Raw genomic sequence first — 18,359 nt, 5'->3', positions numbered from 1 at the left:
ACGACCTTTGTCTGATAGAAATGAATTGTGAAAACAAACACAAAGGGAGCGACAACACATGGAAACGTATATCGAACTGTACAACGGCGGCGAGTTAGGGGACCAGGCAGTCATCAATGACGGGATGACGTTCGGCCGGGTCACGATTGTGGAATTATTTTATCAGACGAACCACATCTTCGGTTACGTGAAAGCTGACGGGGAGAAACGCTTCTTCCTAGAACCGATTGCTGGAGATGACACGTTCGACGTCGAAGGAGAGCGCTATTCCCTCCAACAGTTCATCGCCCTATTTTGATGTTCACGACGCAAGCGACTCGCTTGCGTTTTTTTGTTGTTTTCGTCACGATTGGTGTGAGGTGATGAAGATGAAACTTGTGGCAATTGAACCAACGCCAAGTCCGAACAATTTAAAGATCATTGTCGAACCGGCTTTTTCTGGCCGCGGGATCACATATGACAAGGCGAGTCAAGACGTCCCGGAGACGATCCGAGACATCATCGCACTACGAGGCGTCAAATCGGTATACGCCGTCTCTGATTTTTTAGCGGTCGAACGGCATCCGAAACACGATTGGCACGACGTCATGAACGACATCCGTCGTGCGTTCGGCGAAGACGTCGCTGAAGGAGAAGCGAGCCAGTTGACGGCAGACTATGAGCCGGTCCACGTATCAGTCCAGTTCGTATTAGACGTCCCGATGCAGTTGAAACTCGTCAAAGGTGACGAGGAGAAACGGGTCGGTTTGTCTAAACGTTTTGTCGACGCAGCGATGCAAGTGCAGCAGCAAGTGAAAAATGTCATTCAAGATCGCCGCTGGGTCGAACAAGCGCCTCGCTACGGAGAGCTTGAAGACGTGAGCGGCGTCGCCCAAGAAGAACTTGAAGCGGCCTATCCAGAAGATCGCGTTGCTCGGATTGTCGCCCGTGCTTTCGGGCGCGAAGCGGATTACGAGGCCAACGTGTCGCAACTCCAGTCGGAAGACTGGAAAGCGCGGATGGCATTCTTGGATGAACTGCAAATCGAACCGGAGAACATGAATTACTTCCGCCGGGCACTCGAGGACAAGGTGATGGCGATCCGTCGTCAAGCAGTCGTCATGATTGGTATGTTTGAAGAAAATCGGGAGGATTACGTCACCTATATCGAGCAGGCACTCGTCGATCCGTCACCGATTGTGAGACGGACCGCGGGGGACACCGTCTCTGATTGGGCGTTGTCAAAATCTCAGCCATCGATGATCGAGGCGCTCAAAGATAAAAGTAAGCTTGTCCGCTGGCGGGCCGCCCGTTTCCTATTTGACTGTGGGGACGAGCAATCGGTGCCGGCACTTACAATCGCCGAACAAGACCGTGAATTCGAAGTCGCCCTTCAGGCAAGGCTCGCCAAAGAGCGAATTACGAGCGGAGAAACGGCACTCGGAACGGTATGGCAACAAATCTCGAACCGTTCGAAATAAACCATTCGACAAGCCAAGTTTGTTCAAATTTACAGTTATAGGAAGTGAGAGGAGTTCGCTTGGCGAATTGCCTCTCTTTTTCGTTTGTCCTTACATAATTCAACCAATCGGTTAACAATCGGTGCCAGTTATTCGACAGACATGTCGAGCTCGGGGCGGGACTGTCGAACGATAAGACGTTTTTATTTGAATAACGTTGGTACACTGAATATATCTTATATGGACAAAGGAGCCACACTCATGATTCTTTTTGCAGAAACAACTGAACTCGTAGCTTACAAAGAAGTGGTCGATGGCACGATCACCGTCACTTTTGAGACGATTCATAGTGAGACGTTCTCAATCTCTGCACAAGTTCGTTCTGACATCGACGTCGCTGACTCGTTGTTCGTGACCGGTTGGCAGCAATACGTGGAAAACCTACAAGTTTCTTAAAAAAGGTAAATAATATAGGGAAATCCATTACAAACGTCTGCACGAACGTATACACTAGTGCTATAGACGTTTTTTTTATTTTGTTGAGGAGAGTGGAATACGTGAAAAAAACTTGGTTGCTAGTCGTGGTCGCTACGATGATGCTCGTGGTGGCGGCGTGTGGTAAAGAAGAAGCAACTCCGAGCGATGTGGACGGGAACTCGTCGGCAGCTCCAGCTTTATTGACGCTTGAGACGGACGCGAGCTACAATGCCGATTTAAAACAATTATCGGCGACGGTTTCGATGACGAACCCGAATGAAGGACCGGTCAAGGTGACCTTCAATTCATCGCAACGTTTTCAGTTGACGGTCATGAACGGAGAAACGACCGTTTTTGATTATGGCAGCGAATATATGTTCACTGAATCAATTATCGAAGAGACGTGGGAACCGGGTGAGACGAAAGTGTTTGACGAAGTGTTCCCGCTCACACTCGAGAGCGGAGAGTATACGGTTGATTTCGTCAGCCTCGCTCAAGTCGAAGGTGCACCAGAGATGGCGGCCACCGATCAAAAGACGTTATCAGTTGAAGCGGTAGAGGCGCCGCCTGCGGAAGAGCCTTCTGAAGAACCAACGGATGAGTCGAGCGAGCAACCGGCCCAGACGGACGGTGCGTTCAGCGATGTCTCGATTAAGAGAAACGGGAATTTGATTGAAGTGGCTGGGTACACGAACGTCGAGGAGTTCGAATGGAGTGTCTCGGACGGGCACAACGTGTTTGCGCAAGGGGCGTCGCAACCGACGGCCGGCGGCTTCACGTTCGGCGTGTTATTAGACGAGGAACCGACATCAGGGCAGTCGCTCTTCCTAGAGATGACACCGATCGGCGGAGACGTCGCATCGTTCCGCATTCAATAAGCGTTAGACGGAAACTCACGTTTCCGTCTTTTTTTTGGTAATCAAACGTATTGACGACAAAACCAGATTGTCAGACAATAAGGCAAACCGACTTACAAACAAGGAGGAAACGAAAGATGCAACAACACATCATCGAATCGACTCATGTGAAATCGCACATCGATCCAGTTCAAGAAGTCCGCCGACGAATCGACTTTTTAAAAACGTACGTCAAACGTGTGGGGGCGAAAGGACTCGTCCTCGGCATTTCAGGTGGACAAGACTCGACACTCGCGGGCAAGTTATGCCAACATGCGATGGAAGAGTTGCGGGCTGAGACCGGCGGCGACTATACGTTTTATGCGGTCCGCCTCCCATACGGCGAACAACATGATGAAGACGACGCCAAGCGGTCACTCGATTTCATCCGGCCTGACAAGACGTTCACCGTCAACATCAAGCCGGCCGTCGATGCTTCGGTCGAGGCGTTCAAACAAGCGACGACGCTCGAACTCGGCGATTTCCATAAAGGAAACACGAAAGCGCGTGAACGGATGAAAGTCCAATATGACATCGCAGCGACGTTCGGGGCGCTTGTCGTCGGGACTGATCATGCGGCAGAGTATGTAACTGGATTTTATACGAAGCACGGGGACGGGGCAGCCGATTTGACGCCGCTTACGGGACTGAGCAAGCGACAAGGGAAAGCGTTGCTCCATGAGCTCGAAGCGCACGAGAGTCTGATTTATAAAGTGCCGACGGCTGACCTCGAGGACGACAAACCGGGTCTTCCCGATGAAGTCGCACTGGGGATGACGTATGACCAACTCGACGATTATTTAGAAGGGAAAGCCGTCGACCCGGCTATCGCCGAGCGGATCGAGACGATCTTTAAGCGGTCGCGCCATAAGCACCATATGCCGGCGTCGCTCTATGACGAGTGGTGGCAATGAGCTAATTGAACTACCCCCACCTACGCTTTGCTTAGAGGTGAAGGATTCCTGAGTTATCCGACCTATCAGCCGGAACCTAATCAGGCTAACCCCGTCGTCCCGACGGTTGAAAGTTGATCTTGTCCGTTTCTTTAGTGCGGATGCCTACTTTGCTTGGTTTTCGCTAATTCGGTCATCCGCTAGGTGAACGTTGAAGATTTTACGTGACAGACGAACTTCCTGCCACAACCCTATATCTTCAGTTTTCAAGGAACGTGACACTTATTTTTTTACCTGATTTCAGGAAGTTCAAACACGATGTCGAACCATTGATGTATCGAAAGACACGCCTGGTTCGAAGGCGATTCATCTCCCACTTTCACTAGGGCTTCGCCCGCGTCGTTTAGAAGTGGGAGTATTCTCGCCTAATTTTGATAAAGAGGAGACGCGGTCGTATTTCGACCGCGTCTCCTCTTTCCATTCAACGAGCAGTACGTTTTGGAACGAATTGAATAGCTAAAATCAGCGTGAACGCGATGAAGCTCAAGAGCGGGATCGTGACGAACCCGAAGTAGTTCACCCAACGGATGAGACAGTCGTTGCTGCAAAACGCGTCCCCGTTCGGAATCCGTTCGAGCACGACGTGGTATAAGCTGATCAGCCAGCCGGAACCGGCCATCAGTCCGATGAAGAGACGGTTGACCTCACGGTTCGTCAACATGATGGTCAAGTAATAAATCGCGAGCGGGTACATGAATATGCGCTGAAACCAGCACAGCTTGCAGGGCAGATAAAGCATGACTTCGGAGAAGTACAAACTTCCGAGCGTCGCGACGGTCGCGACAATAAAGGCAAAATGATGACGTTGCATACGATTTCCTCCTGACGACTCAAAAATTGCGAATGAACATGATATGATACAGTTTAGCAACAATGGATTTAGTATACAGTCTTAGAAACGATATAGAAACAGGTGACGTCATGCAAGTATCAGAAGTGGAAGTGTTGATCGTCCTCGCCGAAGAGTTGAATATGAGAAAAGCCGCCGAGCGGTTGTTCGTCTCCCAACCGGCTTTAAGCCAACGCCTCGTCACGATCGAGCATCAGTGGGGCAAGAAGATTTTCGTCCGCTCGACGCGAGGCCTCGCCCTCACCCCGGACGGTGAGAAAATCATCGACTTCGCGAAAAAGATGTATAGCGAAGAGCAAGAACTTCGGGGAGAGTTGACGGCCAAGCAAGGCGAAGTGTATGGGACGCTCAAAATCGCGGTCGCCTCGATCATGGGACAGTATTGGTTGCCCCGCGTCTTGAAACGATTCATGGAACGGTATCCGTCCGTCCGGGTCAAGCTCGTGACAGGATGGTCGAGCGAGATGATGCGCTATATGCTCGAAGAGAGTTTCCATATCGGGATCATTCGCGGTAATCCGGACTGGCGCGGAGAAAAGATGAAACTGTTCTCAGATTCACTTCACCTCGTTGATATGCGGATGACCGATTTAAAGCAGTTGAAAAATAACGAGCGCTCGTTCATTCAGTTTAAAAGTGACTCGACCTATTATCAAGAAATCCTTGAATGGTGGCAAGAGCGGTTCTCGAGTCCTCCGCTCACAACGCTCGTCGTCGATCAAATCGAGACGTGCAAACAGATGGCGCTGCATGGGATTGGTTTTGCCATCTTGCCGGAGTCGACGATTCGCGATGTCGAGGCGATCAATAAGATCCCGCTCACGTCGTCGAACGGGACACCGCTCGTGCGTGACACGTGGATGTTGTCGACCGACTCGATGCTCGAGCTCGCGCAAGTGAAAGCGTTTTGGGAAATCGTTGAAGAAGTGACAAAGGAGAGTGTGGAATGAGTTGGGTCATAGAAGCTAGAAGACAGTTACATTTGATTCCAGAACCGGGTTACAAAGAGTTTAAAACACAAGCGACGCTTGAGGAGTTGATTCGTTCGTTTAACTCGTCACGGGTCCATATCTCGCATTGGCGCACCGGACTGTTCGTGCGTGTCGACGGTCTTGTCGGCGATAAGACGATCGGGTATCGGGCCGATATGGACGGATTGCCGATCACGGAAGAGACGGGACTTGAGTTCGCCTCGGTCCATGAAGGCATGATGCATGCCTGTGGCCATGATGTCCATATGGCAATCGCGCTCGGCTTGATCAAACGCGCAATCGAAGAGCCGCTCGATCATCATCTCGTCGTCTTCTTCCAACCGGCCGAAGAAGGGCCGGGCGGTGCGGAACCGATGGCGATGTCGGAGTTGTTCTATCATTTCCGTCCTGACGCGATGTTCGGTCTCCACGTGGCGCCGGAATACCCGGTCGGCACGATTGCCTCACGGCCGGGCGTCTTGTTCGCGAGTGCACGTGAGCTCCACCTCACGATTCACGGCAAGGGTGGGCACGGCGCTTTCCCGCATGCCGGGATTGACGCTGTCATCGTTCAGGCGGCACTGATCATGCAGCTGCAGACGATCATCTCTCGCAACATCGACCCGATGGGGAGCGCCGTGATCAGTATCGGTAAAGTCGCTGCCGGCACGAAAGAGAACATCATCGCCGAGACGGCCAAGCTCGATGGGACGATCCGGGCCCTGTCGGATAAAGAAATGGTCGTCCTTGAGCGCCGGATCCGTCAAGTCATCGCCGGTGTCGAGATGACGTATAACGTCCATATCGACCTCGAGTTCGGCAACCGGTACCATGAAGTAGTGAACGACGAACGGTATTTGTTCCAGTTCGAGGAAGCGGTCGAAGACGTCGGCTATTCGTATAAGACGTGCGTCCCGGCCATGACCGGTGAGGATTTCGGCTATATGTTGAAACAAGTGCCGGGGTTCATGGTGTGGCTTGGGGTGAACGACATGGGTTCAGGTCTTCATCAAGCGACGCTCAATCCGGATGAGCGGGCGATCGATGTCGCGGTCGAACTGTTCGACCATTTCTTTAGAACGGTCATTGTGAAGTGAACGAAGCGGACGCGTTGCGGTTCGCTTTTTTTATTGGAATGTGTTGAATTGTGCTTCCGATGTGAGGAAAAAGGGAAATTATTATGATTGTAAAGCGTCGATATTGTTAAGCTTGTTCAAATGTGAACATTTTGCGAACTCAAGCATTGAGACATTACAGCGCTATATAAAATCATTATGATAGGGTTATCCAAAGGAAATCATCTGTGATGTTTCGTTTCACGCATCGGTGTGAAGCGCTAGAGAGAGATAGGAGGTAATCAATAGATGTTTCAAGATCCGGTCCTGATGAGTCGGGCGTTAACGGCACTCACGTTAGGCTTTCATGTGATTTTTGCCACAATCGGCGTCGGGGTTCCACTTTTAATTTTATTGGCAGAGTTTTTAGGTATTAAAAAGAAAGATCCGAAATACATCTTGATGGCTCGTCGGTGGTCGCGGGGCTATGTCGTGACCGTCGCGGTCGGTGTCGTCACCGGTACAGCCATCGGGCTGCAGTTATCACTGCTTTGGCCAAACTTGATGCGCGTCGCCGGTCAGACGATCGCGCTGCCGTTGTTCATGGAAACGTTCGCGTTCTTCTTTGAAGCGATCTTCCTCGGCATTTATTTGTACACGTGGGATCGTTTTAAAAACCCATGGCACCATATGCTGATCGGGATTCCAGTCGCCGTTGGTGCACTGTTCTCAGGTTTCTTCATTACGACAGTCAACAGCTTTATGAACCAACCTGTCGGATTTGACATCGTCGATGGAAAACTTGCGAACGTGAGTCCGCTCGATGCGATGTTCAGCCCGGCGATGCCGACGAAGATGGCGCACGTATTAACGTCTGCCATTTTGACATCGGCGTTCATCTTAGCGGCGATTGCGGCCGTGCAGTTATTGCGCCAACGTCGTAACCAGCTCGACAAATTGTCAGTCGAGTATCACAAAAAAGGTCTTCGTTTAACGATGACCGTCGCTCTCATCTTTGCGATTGCGACTGCGCTCGTCGGGGACTTCTCAGGTAAGTACTTGGCGAAGTATCAGCCGGATAAGTTGGCGGCGGCAGAGTGGCATTTTGACACCTCCTCCGAAGCCGAACTCATCTTGGGCGGATGGCTCGAAGACGATGGTGAAGGTGGTTACGAAGTACGCGGGGCCATTAAAATCCCTTATGCGTTGTCAATCTTAGCGGGCGGTGTCCCAAACTATGAAGTGACGGGTCTTAATGAATTTGCGAAAGAGGACCAACCGCCACTGTTCATCCACTATCTGTTTGATGCAATGGTCGGAATCGGGATGCTTCTTGCGCTTATCTCATTCCTGTTCGTCCTCGGACGCTATATTAAGCGATTGCCTCAATTCAGCAAACCGATGCTGATCGCGATTGCGGCGGGAGGCCCTCTCGCCATGATGGCAATCGAGTTCGGGTGGTTCTTCGCCGAGTTTGGCCGTCAGCCATGGGCGCTCTATGATTTGATGCGCACGAGTGAGGCAGCGACAACGTCGGCTAACGTAGGTTGGATGCTCATCGCCTTCGCGATCCTATATGCGGTTCTTGGCGTGGTCACAGTGCTCGTCTTGACACGTCTGTTCAAGGACAACCCAGTCGGGAAAGAACTAAAACAATCGGAACATCGCGGCGAAGCGATGTTTGCGGATGAAGTGTGATCGGAGGATATGACATGCAAATTCAAGAATTAGGGATTGCCGTATTATGGACGTTTTTATACGGCTATCTCATCGTTGCATCGATTGATTTCGGTGCCGGCTTCTTCGCTTTCTATAGTAAGTACACGAAGCGAGACCAAAAAATCAATCGCCTGATTCAACGGTATTTGTCGCCGACATGGGAAGTGACGAACGTCTTCTTCGTCTTCTTCTTCGTCGGAATCGTCGGGTTCTTCCCGGATACGGCTTACTATTATGGAACGGCCTTGTTAGTACCGGCCTCTGTCGTGTTGATTTTGCTCGCGATTCGCGGAAGTTTTTATGCGTTCGCGAACTACGGTTCGAAAGAGAGTACGTTTTACGTGTTCTTGTATGGTGCGACAGGTCTATTGATTCCGGCAGCGATGTCGACCGTGCTCACGGTCAGTCAAGGCGGATTCATTAACGAGACAGAGTCGGGTGTGTTCTTTAACGGATTGAAGTTGTTCACAAACTTTTACTCGTGGACAGTCGTGATCCTCGCGATCGTGTCGGTGCTCTATATTAGTGCGATGTTCCTCTTGTTCTATGCGGACAAGGCACGTGATGTCGAAGCAGTCGGCCTCGTGCGTAAGTGGGCGCTCTTCTGGAGTGTTCCGACGATCCTCGCTTCGGGACTCGTCTTCTTCGGCTTAAAGTCGCAGGCGGCATGGCATTATGAAAACATTTTGGCGGGTAACTGGTGGTGGTTCGCCGCGAGTTTCGTCTTCTTCATCATTGCCGTATCGTTCGTCTACTTGAAACGCAACTACGGACTCGCTTTCTTAATGGTCATGGGTCAGTTCTTCATGGCGTGGTTCGGATATGGCTATACGCATTTGCCGTATATCCTCTATCCGTATATCGACATTAACGGAAGTGTCGTCAACGAGTCGATGGCGATCGCGCTCGTCATCGTGTTCATTCTAGGATTGCTCTTACTCGTACCGGCGTTGTATTTATTGCTTCGTCTGTTCTTGTTCGACAATGACTATGTGCGTGGAAAACGTTCAAGCGGTAAAGCATAAGACCGGGATTTCCCGGTCTTTTTTTGTATAGTTTTTTTAGGGCGAATCGGTTACACTGTACGAAGAATCGGGAACAGAACCAGCTGTAGGGAAAGGGATGTTTTGAATATGACAGGTGAATTTGCAGTCATCGGCTTAGGTCGGTTTGGTGGGTCGATCGTGCGGGAGCTGTCGTCGAACGGATATGACGTGCTCGCCATCGACGTGGATGAAGAACGCGTCAATGAGTTCATGGGTCTAGCCACGCACGCGGTCATCGCCGACACGACCGATGAGAACGTCTTAAAGAGTCTTGGGATTCGTAACTTCGAACATGTGATCGTGGCAATCGGAGAAAACATTCAAGCCTCGATTTTGACGACGTTGATTTTGAAAGAGCTCGGTGTCCAAATCATCACGGTGAAAGCGACGAACGACTACCACGAAAAAGTCCTACGTCGAATCGGTGCGGATAACATCGTCCACCCGGAACGCGATATGGGCGTCCGGATCGCCAACGGATTGATGAGCCAAAGTATTTTGGATTACCTTGAACTTTCAAATGAACATTCGATTGTCGAGATCAAGGCTTCTGAAAAACTATCGAATAAATCACTGATTGATTTGGACCTTCGTGCCAAATACGGAGTCAACATCGTCGCCATCCGTCGTGGTGACGACGTCTTGATTTCCCCTCAAGCCGACGAGATGATCCTGCCGGAAGATATTTTGATCATCATCGGAAAAGATACCGACCTCGACCGGCTCGAACGCTCGCTTCGGTCAAGATAAAAACGAGAGGCGCGCGCCTCTCGTTGTTTTTAGATTAATTTCATTTTTCTTAGTCCATACTCGATACCGTCTTCAAGAATCGATTTCGTCACAAAGTCGGCCGCTTCTTTTGCCTCGGCTCGTCCGTTGCCCATCGCGATGCCTGTACCGACGTATCGGAGCATCGCCAAGTCGTTCAACGCGTCACCGAAGGCGTATGTGTTCTCGAGGCGATAGCCGTTCGTCTCGATGAAGTGGCGAATGCCGTCCGCCTTGCTCGCCCCGCGATTGATGACGTCCATCGCATGCGGGTGCCAGCGGATAAAATCGAATTCGCTGTAAGCGTCGAGATAACGATGCTCTTCTTCAGGCGTGCAGTAGAGCAACGTCTGATAGACGTCCTGTTCAATGTGGAAGTTTGGCGCGTACGTCGGGATCGGTATATCGAGTTCACCGAGCGACTGTTCGACGACGTGGTCGTTCGGTTTCGTCGCGCCGCCACGGTCTTGTCCGAGATAGACGAGTGTGTGGTCGTTCGTACCCGCATGGTCCGTCAAACGGCTGAGCGCATGAGTCGGTAGCGTGTTCCGATAGACGATTTCCCCGCGGTGGACGACGATTTGGCCGTTGTAGCACACCATGCTCTCGATTCCAAGTTGCTGCGGGATGTCTGAGAGCATCGCCGGGCCTCGTCCCGTCGCGATGAACGTCTCGACTCCGTTCGCACGAAGTTGTTCGATCGCCGCAATCGTCGAAGGCGGAATATACGTCCCTTCGTGGAGAAGTGTGCCGTCAATGTCAAAAAAGACTACTTTTTTATCTTCCATTCGAATCACCATGCTTTCTCTGTCTTGTTTAGGGTATGTCTATACAAAAAAGCATACCACGAAATCAAGAAACAGCCCTCAATCTGACGTCATTAGTGAAATTTTGTCACAATATGAGCTATAATGAAGAAAGAATCTTACGGAGACATAACTTTATCACGAGAATCACTTATGTATCACATAGATGAAAATCAACTAACTAGAAGTAAGGAGAGATTAAATGAAGTTTGTAAAGAACCATCAAACCGCTGTGTTCGCATTAGGCGGACTCGGAGAAATCGGGAAGAATACGTACGTCGCTCAATTTCAAGATGAGATCATTGTCATCGACGCCGGGATTATGTTCCCAGAGGATGACTTGCTTGGGATCGACTACGTCATTCCAGATTACTCATACTTGATCAAAAACAAAGAAAAAGTAAAAGGGGTGTTCATCACCCACGGTCACGAAGACCATATCGGTGGAATCCCGTTCTTGTTGAAACAAGTCAAACTGCCGATCTATGCGACAAAGCTCGCCCTTGGGTTGATCAAAGTGAAACTTGAGGAGCATGGCTTGCTTCGCGAGGCCGAATTGCATGAAATCGATGAGGATACGATCGTTAAGTTCAGAAAGACGAGTATCTCGTTCTTCCGGACGACTCACTCGATTCCGAACTCGCTCGGTGTCGTCGTCAAGACGCCACAAGGCAACATCGTCCATACCGGCGACTTCAAGTTCGACTTCACACCGGTCGGCGAGCCGGCTGATATCGCCAAAATGGCTGAGATCGGGAAAGAAGGCGTCCTTTGTCTCTTGTCAGACTCGACGAACGCAGAAATCGAAGGGTTCACGATGAGTGAAAAAGTCGTCGGCGGGACGATCAGTGAGACGTTCCGTAAAGCGGAAGGGCGCATCATCTTCGCGACGTTCGCCTCGAACATCTATCGTCTGCAACAAGTCATCGACTCTTGTGCTGAGACGGGCCGCCACTTGCTCATCTTCGGTCGCTCGATGGAAAAAGTCATGACGATCGGACAAGATCTCGGCTTCATCAACGTACCAAAAGGAATGATTATCGAGACGAACCAGATGCGCAACTTCCAACCACATGAAGTGGCGATTCTCTGTACAGGATCACAAGGTGAACCGATGGCTGCGCTCAGCCGGATTGCGAACGGGACACACCGTCAAGTTTCGATCATCCCTGGCGACACGGTCATCTTCTCATCGTCACCGATTCCAGGTAACGCCGTGTCGGTCGGTAAAACGATCAACCAACTATACAAAGCGGGCGCTGACGTTGTCTACGGTAAACTCACGAACATCCATACGTCAGGTCACGGATCGCAACAAGAGCAACTGCTCATGATCCGGTTGCTCAACCCGAAATTCTTCATGCCGATTCACGGAGAGTACCGCATGTTAGTGAAACATGCCGAGCTCGCGCAGTCGGTCGGGATCCCGAAAGAGAACACGTTCGTAATGGACAACGGCGAAGTGCTCGCCGTCGACGCCGATTCGGCTGCCATCACAGGCAAAATTTCGGCGAACGCCGTCTATGTTGACGGAAACGGCATCGGTGACATCGGCAATATCGTCTTACGTGACCGCCGCATCTTGTCAGAAGATGGACTTGTCGTCGTCGTCATCAGCATCGACGGCAAGACGCGAAAACTCGTCTCCGGACCCGACATCATCTCGCGCGGATTCGTGTACATGCGCGAATCGGGTAGCTTGATTCGTGACGGTGAGCGCTTGCTCAAGAAGACGGTCGAACAAGGATTGTCGAATAAGCAGATGAAGTGGTCAGAGATGAAACAACTCGTCTCGGATACACTCACACCATACTTGGCTCAAAAAACACGAAGACACCCAATGGTTCTTCCGATCATTATGGAAGTATGAACGAACGGGCTGTAGGTGACTACAGCCCGTTTTTTAGAGCATAAAAAAGGGGACGGTGCGTATGGAACGGCAGAAGCATAAGACAGGATGGCTCAAATGGGGACTTGCCGCATTTGCGCTCTTATTTTTAGTCACGATGATTTATCATCAAGTAAAACCGCTACCAGAAGGGGTGTCTCGAGCATCCGAATCGGTAAACATCTCGGATGACCAAATCGATTTTTTGTCTGATTTGACATACCAAGGGGAAGATACGGAAGTGACCGAGCAAGAAATCTTCCAAGATGTCGAGCGATCGATTCGGGAAGCAAGCGAATATATCGTCATGGACTTTTTCTTATTCAATCCATATTCAAATGAAGATCGACAGTACCCGGACATCACGGCCCGCCTGTCGTCAGCACTCTTAGAACAGATGGAGCTGTATCCGGACTTGAACGTCGTGTTGATCACAGACGAGATCAACACGACGTATAACGGCCACGCGTCTGACCATTTAGACGTGCTCAAGGAAGCGGGCGCTGAAGTCGTCTACACGAACCTCGACGCGTTACGTGACCCGAATATCTTGTACTCGACGTTGTATCGCATCGGCTTCCAATGGTTCGGGGACAGCCAGAACGGTTGGCTTTCGAACCCGATGGCGAAATCGGCACCGGACATCACGATTCGTTCTTATTTACGGTTACTGAACGTGAAAGCGAACCATCGCAAAGTCATGGTGACGGAGAACGACGGGTTCGTCCTCTCGGCGAATCCGCATGACGCGTCCGGTTACCATTCAAATGTCGGTGTCCGACTCGACGGTCCGATCCTAGCTGACATTCTTGAAGGGGAAGAGGCGATCGCCCGGTTCTCGAAAGGGGATGCGAGTCGTTTCCCGAGTGAAGAAAAACTTGCCGCCTTACGTGACGAGGACTCGGACGGACCGATGCAGGTTCGTTACGTCACCGAGTCGAAAATTCAAGAAGCCGTCCTGAAAGCGATGGAAGAGGCGAAAGCGGGCGAGACGATTTGGATCGGCATGTTCTATTTGGCCGACCGGAACATCATCCAGTCGATCCACGACGCCGCCGAGCGCGGCGCGTTCGTCAAGCTCATCCTTGACCCGAACACGAACGCGTTCGGGCGTAATAAGTCGGGTCTCCCGAACTTGCCGGTCACGGCTGAGCTCGTCGAAGTCAATCCGGAACAGATCGAGGTCCGCTGGTACGAAGTCGGGAAAGAACAATATCATCCGAAGATGCTCTACGTCGAAGGCGAGCAGCGTGTTGTCGTGATGGGGTCTGGCAACTATACGACCCGGAATATGAACGACTATAACCTCGAGGCGGACGTCGAAGTGACGACTGCGACCGAGACCGAGTTCATGCGCGAAGTCGATAGCTATTTCAAACGGCTTTGGAACAACGAGGACGGGACGTACACCGTCGCTTATGATGAGATTCAGACCGACTTGCCGATTGGCAAGTACTTGCTCTACTGGTTACAGAAGTTGACGTGGACGATGACCTACTGACCTAAACAAGCCCGTCCTCAACAGAGGGCGGGCTTCAACTTGTTGACTAACATGATTGCTATCGCTCGTCCTTTCGGCGCCCACGCTTTCCGCAGGCAATCCCGGAGCCGCATCGCGACTCGCGTCGCTGCTGGGTCTCCGTTGGATTGCTATCCTGCAGGGGACGGGGCGCCATCGGACGGGCAACGCACACGGTCGCCATCTGGCGGCGGTCACCGCATAAATTATGAAAGAACTGGCCAATTTGTTGGCCTAGAAAGACCGTATACATAACAGTTTTTCAATTTTATGTCGGGCAGAGTGACTCGAGGTCATCGAACATAAAAAAGACGAACCAATTCGCGAAAAGCGAATTGGTTCGTCAACAGCCCAAGCCCGTCCTCATCAGAGGACGGGCTTGTTTTATTGCGTTTCGACTGGATTGAACTCATTTGAATACTCGTATAAGAACTCGCCCGTCTCACGGAGCACGTCCGTCTTCCGATGAAGTGAGAAGTGATCGTATGGGACGGTCTCGGTACCGATATTGTTCGTGTATTCCTCAAGCAAGAGCGAGCTCGACGGTTCGATCAAGTTGAACTCGCCGCCTCGTCCTGAGAACGAATACACTTGGACGGAGCGGGGCCACGTCTCAAGCTTCGCCTGGAACGACTTGAGCCCATCAGAACTCGGCGACAAGTCGCGGATGGCCGGACTGCCCGTGTTCACACCGAAGTTGCTGGCGGATAAACCGAAGTTGGCGAGGCGCGTCCCGGCGAACGGGCTATCGAACGTAACGAGCTTATCGACGATATACTCGTCTTGGTTCAAAATGTAGTTGGCTGCGGCGACACCGCCCATACTGTGACCGATCACATACATGCGGTCGAACGAACGGTTTCGTTCCGATTTGTACTCTTCGATGGCGAGGTTCAACCATTTCGTCTGGTTGTTCAAGGACGCTTCAGCATCCTCATATTCAATCCGGACGATCGGGCGGTTCGAACTGTAATCATTGATGACGCAGTCGACCGCTCCTTTCGCTGTCACCGTACAAAGCGCACCGTCTTTGGCGAGTCCGCGCTGCTCCATGTATTGGGAGAAGCGGAGGAACGTCCGGTCGGTCCCAAGCAGGCCGTGGACGGCGAACGTCGGGATGAATTCATCGGTTTGGGCGGCTTGACGGATGGCTTCGACTTTTCGATCGTTCGTCAGCTCTTCACGTACGGTCACGATAATGATGGCTAACGCTAACAGGATGATCAACATACCGAGCACGCGCGAACGAATCGATGTCCGGTCGGGGTTTCCGACATTTTTCCGAGATCTCCGCCAAAAGAAGAAAGCAGTCACACTAGCAATGATGGCAACGACGATCGTGATGGTCCACGCTTTGACGTTCGGTACGTGCGCAACAAGCATCATATTGTTTTGGCGTCCGCCGTACACTTGCCACTCGACTTGTTTCATTGAACGAGGGTCAAGACCGGTCCCGTCCTCGACGAACACACCGGTCGGTACCGTCAAATTGAAACGGATGTCGGCTTGGCGGATGTAACGCTCGGCGAGTTCTTTCGGGGAACCGCTCAAGTTGACACCAGGCAAGTCAACGCGATCGAGACGTAAATCCAAGTTCGTCTTCAATACGTATGAATCGAACCAAATGCCGTCTTCCTTTTGAACGTCAAATTTCACGTCGGGGGGAACGAGGACACCGGCCGGTCCGGTCTTCCATTCCTGTTTAATGTTTCGCAGTTCATCGGCGTTTTTGAACGTCTTCTTTAACACCATACCTTCGTAATCGTCTTCGCTCGAATAGTCTCGAGTCGCATAGCCGTTATCGTTCGCTTGTTGTTTCCACGTTTCCCAGTCGAGCCGTAAGTTTAATAGCTTCATGACCGGGTGATCGCGGAATGCATACGTCGTCTCGAGCGTGACAGACTGATCATAGTGGACGGTGGCGTCATATTCGATCCGGACGCATCCACCGATTAAAAGAAACAAGAATGGGAATAGGAACAACAGTGTCTTTTTTTTCACGCTCGTCACCTCAGATCGGTTCACCGTATGTTTCTAGCGGATTGGTCGTATTAATGCGGTCATAAAACAGGACTCCGTCCAAGTGGTCGAGTTCGTGTTGGCAGACGATGGCTCGCATCCCGCGAAGACGTAACTTGATCGGATTGCCGTCACGGTCAAATCCTTCGAGGGTGATGCGACGGTGACGCGGTACGTTGCCTTTGACGATGCGGTCGACAGATAAGCAGCCTTCACCGCCGTTCAAATACGTCTGTTCGAGCGAATGACTCGTGATTTTCGGATTGAAGATCGACAGCTTGAACGTCTCTTCTTCCTCTTTTAGCAGGACGGTGAAGAACCGGCGATTGACACCAAGTTGTGGTGCGGCAATCCCGACACCGCCGCGAAGCTCATATTTTTCACTGATCTCAGGGTCTTGGCTGTTGACGAGGAACGTTTCCATCTCGTCGAGCAGGGCGAGGTCTTCTGCCGTAGGTGGAATCGAGACTTCACTTGAACGGTTACGGAGCCGCTCATCTCCTTCACGAATCACGTCTTTCATTGTTAACATGGGTAAACTTCCTTTCCAATTGCGATATGTCCAATTATATCATATTTAATGAGCGAATCGCTCAGATGGTACAGAAGGTGAAATGAAAATGATACAGAGCGTAAAACATTCGAAAAATGTGTTCATGTAAGCGTTTTTATGGAGTGAGCATATTTTTTGCGTTATTGTAACAACCCGTTTTATACTGACTAGGAAACGGCAGGAGAAGTCATACTTTCCTGAATCACGTTAATACAGATTGCTTTTTTAGACAGATACACTTAAGATTTGAGGTAGTGTTTGATCACAAAAAAAGACAATTGTCTCATAGTTGAAAGGATGAGGTGAAACGAATGAACAACGTTCAGGTACTTCAAAACGTGGAAGAAAACTTCCAAACGTTCCGTATTCTCGACGAGAAGGGCGAGGTCGTCAACCAAGACGCAATGCCAGATGTAACGGACGAGCAACTTCAGGAGCTTATGCGCCGCATGGTCTATACTCGAATTTGGGATCAGCGTGCCATCTCGCTTAACCGTCAAGGACGCCTAGGTTTCTATGCGCCAGTGGCAGGTCAAGAAGCAACGATGATCGGGACGCAATACGCGCTCGACAAGCAAGACTGGATTCTTCCGGGTTACCGCGATATCCCACAACTCGTATTCCACGGACTTCCGCTTTATCAAGCGTTCTTGTTCTCACGTGGTCACGTGGCAGGAAACCGCATCCCAGAAGACGTTAACGTCTTAATGCCGCAAATCATCATCGGCGCACAAATCATTCAAGCAGCGGGTGTGGCTATGGGCCTCAAACGCAACGGCAACACGAACGTCGCCATTACTTACACGGGTGACGGTGGATCGTCACAAGGTGACTTCTACGAAGGCATGAACTTCGCAGGCGCATTCAAATCACCAGCTATCTTCGTCGTTCAAAACAACCGCTTCGCAATCTCGACACCTGTTGAGAAGCAGACGGCAGCTAAAACGATCGCGCAAAAAGCTGTAGCAGCGGGCATCAACGGAATCCAAGTTGACGGTATGGACGTACTTGCTGTCTTCGCCGCAACACAACAAGCGCGTAAAGACGCACTTGATGGGACACCGACGCTCATCGAAGCACTCACATACCGTTACGGACCACATACGCTCGCTGGGGATGACCCAACACGTTACCGTACGAAAGAACTCGATTCAGAGTACCAAGAAAAAGATCCACTCGTACGTTTCCGTCTTTTCCTCGAAGGCAAAAAGCTTTGGAGCGAAGACATGGAGAACGAAGTGATCGAACAAGCGAAAGCAGACGTGAAAGAAGCGATCAGCCTCGCGGACAAAGAACCAAAACAAAAAGTTTCGGACTTCATCAACAACATGTTCGAAACACTCCCTTCAAACTTGAAAGAGCAGCTTGAAGAATATACAGCAAAGGAGTCGAAGTAAGTT

The 18,359-nt window shown here is 50.9% G+C and carries 17 protein-coding genes; 13 read left to right on the top strand and 4 right to left on the bottom strand.

Translation table 11 applies throughout. From position 1 onward, the window contains the following. Positions 1–58 precede the first annotated feature (58 nt). From EVJ30_RS01285 to nadE, 5 genes are all read left to right on the top strand, one after another. Entirely contained in the window at positions 59–298 is a 240-nt protein-coding gene (locus tag EVJ30_RS01285; RefSeq protein ID WP_070327611.1) for a hypothetical protein, read from the top strand. Between the two features lie 70 nt (positions 299–368). Further along, positions 369–1,460: a virulence factor gene (locus tag EVJ30_RS01280; RefSeq protein ID WP_201738308.1), complete on the top strand. Its 1,092-nt coding sequence runs from the start codon at positions 369–371 to the stop codon at positions 1,458–1,460. Positions 1,461–1,700: 240 nt separating this feature from the next. Continuing rightward, positions 1,701–1,895: a hypothetical protein gene (locus EVJ30_RS01275; protein ID WP_131457261.1), complete on the top strand. Its 195-nt coding sequence runs from the start codon at positions 1,701–1,703 to the stop codon at positions 1,893–1,895. 101 nt (positions 1,896–1,996) lie between these two features. Further along, on the top strand, positions 1,997–2,794 hold the full coding sequence (locus EVJ30_RS01270) for a BsuPI-related putative proteinase inhibitor (RefSeq protein ID WP_236635960.1): 798 nt from the start codon (positions 1,997–1,999) through the stop codon (positions 2,792–2,794). A gap of 116 nt (positions 2,795–2,910) precedes the next feature. After that, complete coding sequence (gene nadE / locus EVJ30_RS01265; protein ID WP_131457259.1) at positions 2,911–3,726, top strand: ammonia-dependent NAD(+) synthetase; 816 nt, start codon at positions 2,911–2,913, stop codon at positions 3,724–3,726. Positions 3,727–4,186: 460 nt separating this feature from the next. Here the strand turns inward: nadE and EVJ30_RS01260 are convergent, their stop codons facing one another. Then, entirely contained in the window at positions 4,187–4,576 is a 390-nt protein-coding gene (locus EVJ30_RS01260) for a disulfide bond formation protein B (RefSeq protein ID WP_131467800.1), read from the bottom strand. A gap of 110 nt (positions 4,577–4,686) precedes the next feature. On the opposite strand from EVJ30_RS01260, the gene EVJ30_RS01255 reads away from it, so the two are divergent. The 5 genes from EVJ30_RS01255 (at position 4,687) to EVJ30_RS01235 (ending at position 10,156) form a co-directional block, all read left to right on the top strand. Next, positions 4,687–5,565 (top strand): transcriptional regulator CcpC, encoded by an 879-nt coding sequence (locus EVJ30_RS01255; RefSeq protein ID WP_070327606.1) that lies wholly within the window; start codon positions 4,687–4,689, stop codon positions 5,563–5,565. After that, on the top strand, positions 5,562–6,683 hold the full coding sequence (locus EVJ30_RS01250; RefSeq protein WP_131467798.1) for an N-acetyldiaminopimelate deacetylase: 1,122 nt from the start codon (positions 5,562–5,564) through the stop codon (positions 6,681–6,683). Before EVJ30_RS01255 ends, EVJ30_RS01250 begins: the two co-directional genes overlap by 4 nt. Before the next feature lie 267 nt (positions 6,684–6,950). Further along, entirely contained in the window at positions 6,951–8,339 is a 1,389-nt protein-coding gene (locus EVJ30_RS01245; protein ID WP_131457255.1) for a cytochrome ubiquinol oxidase subunit I, read from the top strand. 14 nt (positions 8,340–8,353) lie between these two features. After that, on the top strand, positions 8,354–9,385 hold the full coding sequence (locus EVJ30_RS01240) for a cytochrome d ubiquinol oxidase subunit II (RefSeq protein WP_131457253.1): 1,032 nt from the start codon (positions 8,354–8,356) through the stop codon (positions 9,383–9,385). A 108-nt stretch (positions 9,386–9,493) separates the two neighbouring features. Further along, positions 9,494–10,156, top strand: coding sequence for a potassium channel family protein (locus EVJ30_RS01235; RefSeq protein WP_131457251.1), 663 nt, complete (start codon positions 9,494–9,496; stop codon positions 10,154–10,156). Between the two features lie 29 nt (positions 10,157–10,185). On the opposite strand, the gene EVJ30_RS01230 is transcribed toward EVJ30_RS01235, so the two are convergent. After that, positions 10,186–10,962 (bottom strand): Cof-type HAD-IIB family hydrolase, encoded by a 777-nt coding sequence (locus EVJ30_RS01230; RefSeq protein ID WP_131457377.1) that lies wholly within the window; start codon positions 10,960–10,962, stop codon positions 10,186–10,188. Positions 10,963–11,182: 220 nt separating this feature from the next. Here EVJ30_RS01230 and rnjA point away from each other — a divergent pair, with 220 nt between their 5' ends. Together rnjA and EVJ30_RS01220 are read left to right on the top strand one after the other, a co-directional pair. Beyond that, a complete protein-coding gene (gene rnjA, locus EVJ30_RS01225) occupies positions 11,183–12,850 on the top strand; it encodes a ribonuclease J1 (RefSeq protein ID WP_070327600.1) in 1,668 nt (555 codons plus the stop codon). A 61-nt stretch (positions 12,851–12,911) separates the two neighbouring features. Then, the gene (locus EVJ30_RS01220) at positions 12,912–14,369 is read left to right on the top strand and encodes a phospholipase D family protein (protein WP_131457250.1); all 1,458 of its coding nucleotides are present in this window, start codon (positions 12,912–12,914) and stop codon (positions 14,367–14,369) included. Positions 14,370–14,771: 402 nt separating this feature from the next. Here EVJ30_RS01220 and EVJ30_RS01215 read toward each other — a convergent pair whose 3' ends face one another. Continuing rightward, entirely contained in the window at positions 14,772–16,397 is a 1,626-nt protein-coding gene (locus EVJ30_RS01215) for an alpha/beta hydrolase (protein ID WP_131457375.1), read from the bottom strand. Between the two features lies 1 nt (position 16,398). Continuing rightward, positions 16,399–16,938, bottom strand: a complete 540-nt coding sequence (def, locus tag EVJ30_RS01210) for a peptide deformylase (protein WP_131457248.1) — start codon at positions 16,936–16,938, stop codon at positions 16,399–16,401. Positions 16,939–17,270: 332 nt separating this feature from the next. On the opposite strand from def, the gene pdhA reads away from it, so the two are divergent. After that, complete coding sequence (pdhA, locus tag EVJ30_RS01205) at positions 17,271–18,356, top strand: pyruvate dehydrogenase (acetyl-transferring) E1 component subunit alpha (RefSeq protein WP_131457246.1); 1,086 nt, start codon at positions 17,271–17,273, stop codon at positions 18,354–18,356. Positions 18,357–18,359: the final 3 nt, after the last annotated feature.

The organism is Exiguobacterium sp. SH5S13, assembly GCF_004337085.1.
In the GTDB taxonomy this organism is placed as follows: Bacteria; Bacillota; Bacilli; order Exiguobacteriales; family Exiguobacteriaceae; genus Exiguobacterium; species Exiguobacterium aurantiacum_A.
This window is presented reverse-complemented; position numbering and strand designations above follow the sequence as displayed.

Excerpts from the sequence above, each read along its gene's own strand:
- EVJ30_RS01285 (WP_070327611.1), top strand. The coding sequence starts at position 59 with ATGGAAACGTATATCGAACTGTACAACGGCGGCGAGTTAGGGGACCAG.
- EVJ30_RS01280 (WP_201738308.1), top strand. The coding sequence starts at position 369 with ATGAAACTTGTGGCAATTGAACCAACGCCAAGTCCGAACAATTTAAAG.
- EVJ30_RS01275 (WP_131457261.1), top strand. The coding sequence starts at position 1,701 with ATGATTCTTTTTGCAGAAACAACTGAACTCGTAGCTTACAAAGAAGTG.
- nadE (WP_131457259.1), top strand. The coding sequence starts at position 2,911 with ATGCAACAACACATCATCGAATCGACTCATGTGAAATCGCACATCGAT.
- EVJ30_RS01260 (WP_131467800.1), bottom strand. The coding sequence starts at position 4,576 with ATGCAACGTCATCATTTTGCCTTTATTGTCGCGACCGTCGCGACGCTC.
- EVJ30_RS01255 (WP_070327606.1), top strand. The coding sequence starts at position 4,687 with ATGCAAGTATCAGAAGTGGAAGTGTTGATCGTCCTCGCCGAAGAGTTG.
- EVJ30_RS01250 (WP_131467798.1), top strand. The coding sequence starts at position 5,562 with ATGAGTTGGGTCATAGAAGCTAGAAGACAGTTACATTTGATTCCAGAA.
- EVJ30_RS01245 (WP_131457255.1), top strand. The coding sequence starts at position 6,951 with ATGTTTCAAGATCCGGTCCTGATGAGTCGGGCGTTAACGGCACTCACG.
- EVJ30_RS01240 (WP_131457253.1), top strand. The coding sequence starts at position 8,354 with ATGCAAATTCAAGAATTAGGGATTGCCGTATTATGGACGTTTTTATAC.
- EVJ30_RS01235 (WP_131457251.1), top strand. The coding sequence starts at position 9,494 with ATGACAGGTGAATTTGCAGTCATCGGCTTAGGTCGGTTTGGTGGGTCG.
- EVJ30_RS01230 (WP_131457377.1), bottom strand. The coding sequence starts at position 10,962 with ATGGAAGATAAAAAAGTAGTCTTTTTTGACATTGACGGCACACTTCTC.
- rnjA (WP_070327600.1), top strand. The coding sequence starts at position 11,183 with ATGAAGTTTGTAAAGAACCATCAAACCGCTGTGTTCGCATTAGGCGGA.
- EVJ30_RS01220 (WP_131457250.1), top strand. The coding sequence starts at position 12,912 with ATGGAACGGCAGAAGCATAAGACAGGATGGCTCAAATGGGGACTTGCC.
- def (WP_131457248.1), bottom strand. The coding sequence starts at position 16,938 with ATGTTAACAATGAAAGACGTGATTCGTGAAGGAGATGAGCGGCTCCGT.
- pdhA (WP_131457246.1), top strand. The coding sequence starts at position 17,271 with ATGAACAACGTTCAGGTACTTCAAAACGTGGAAGAAAACTTCCAAACG.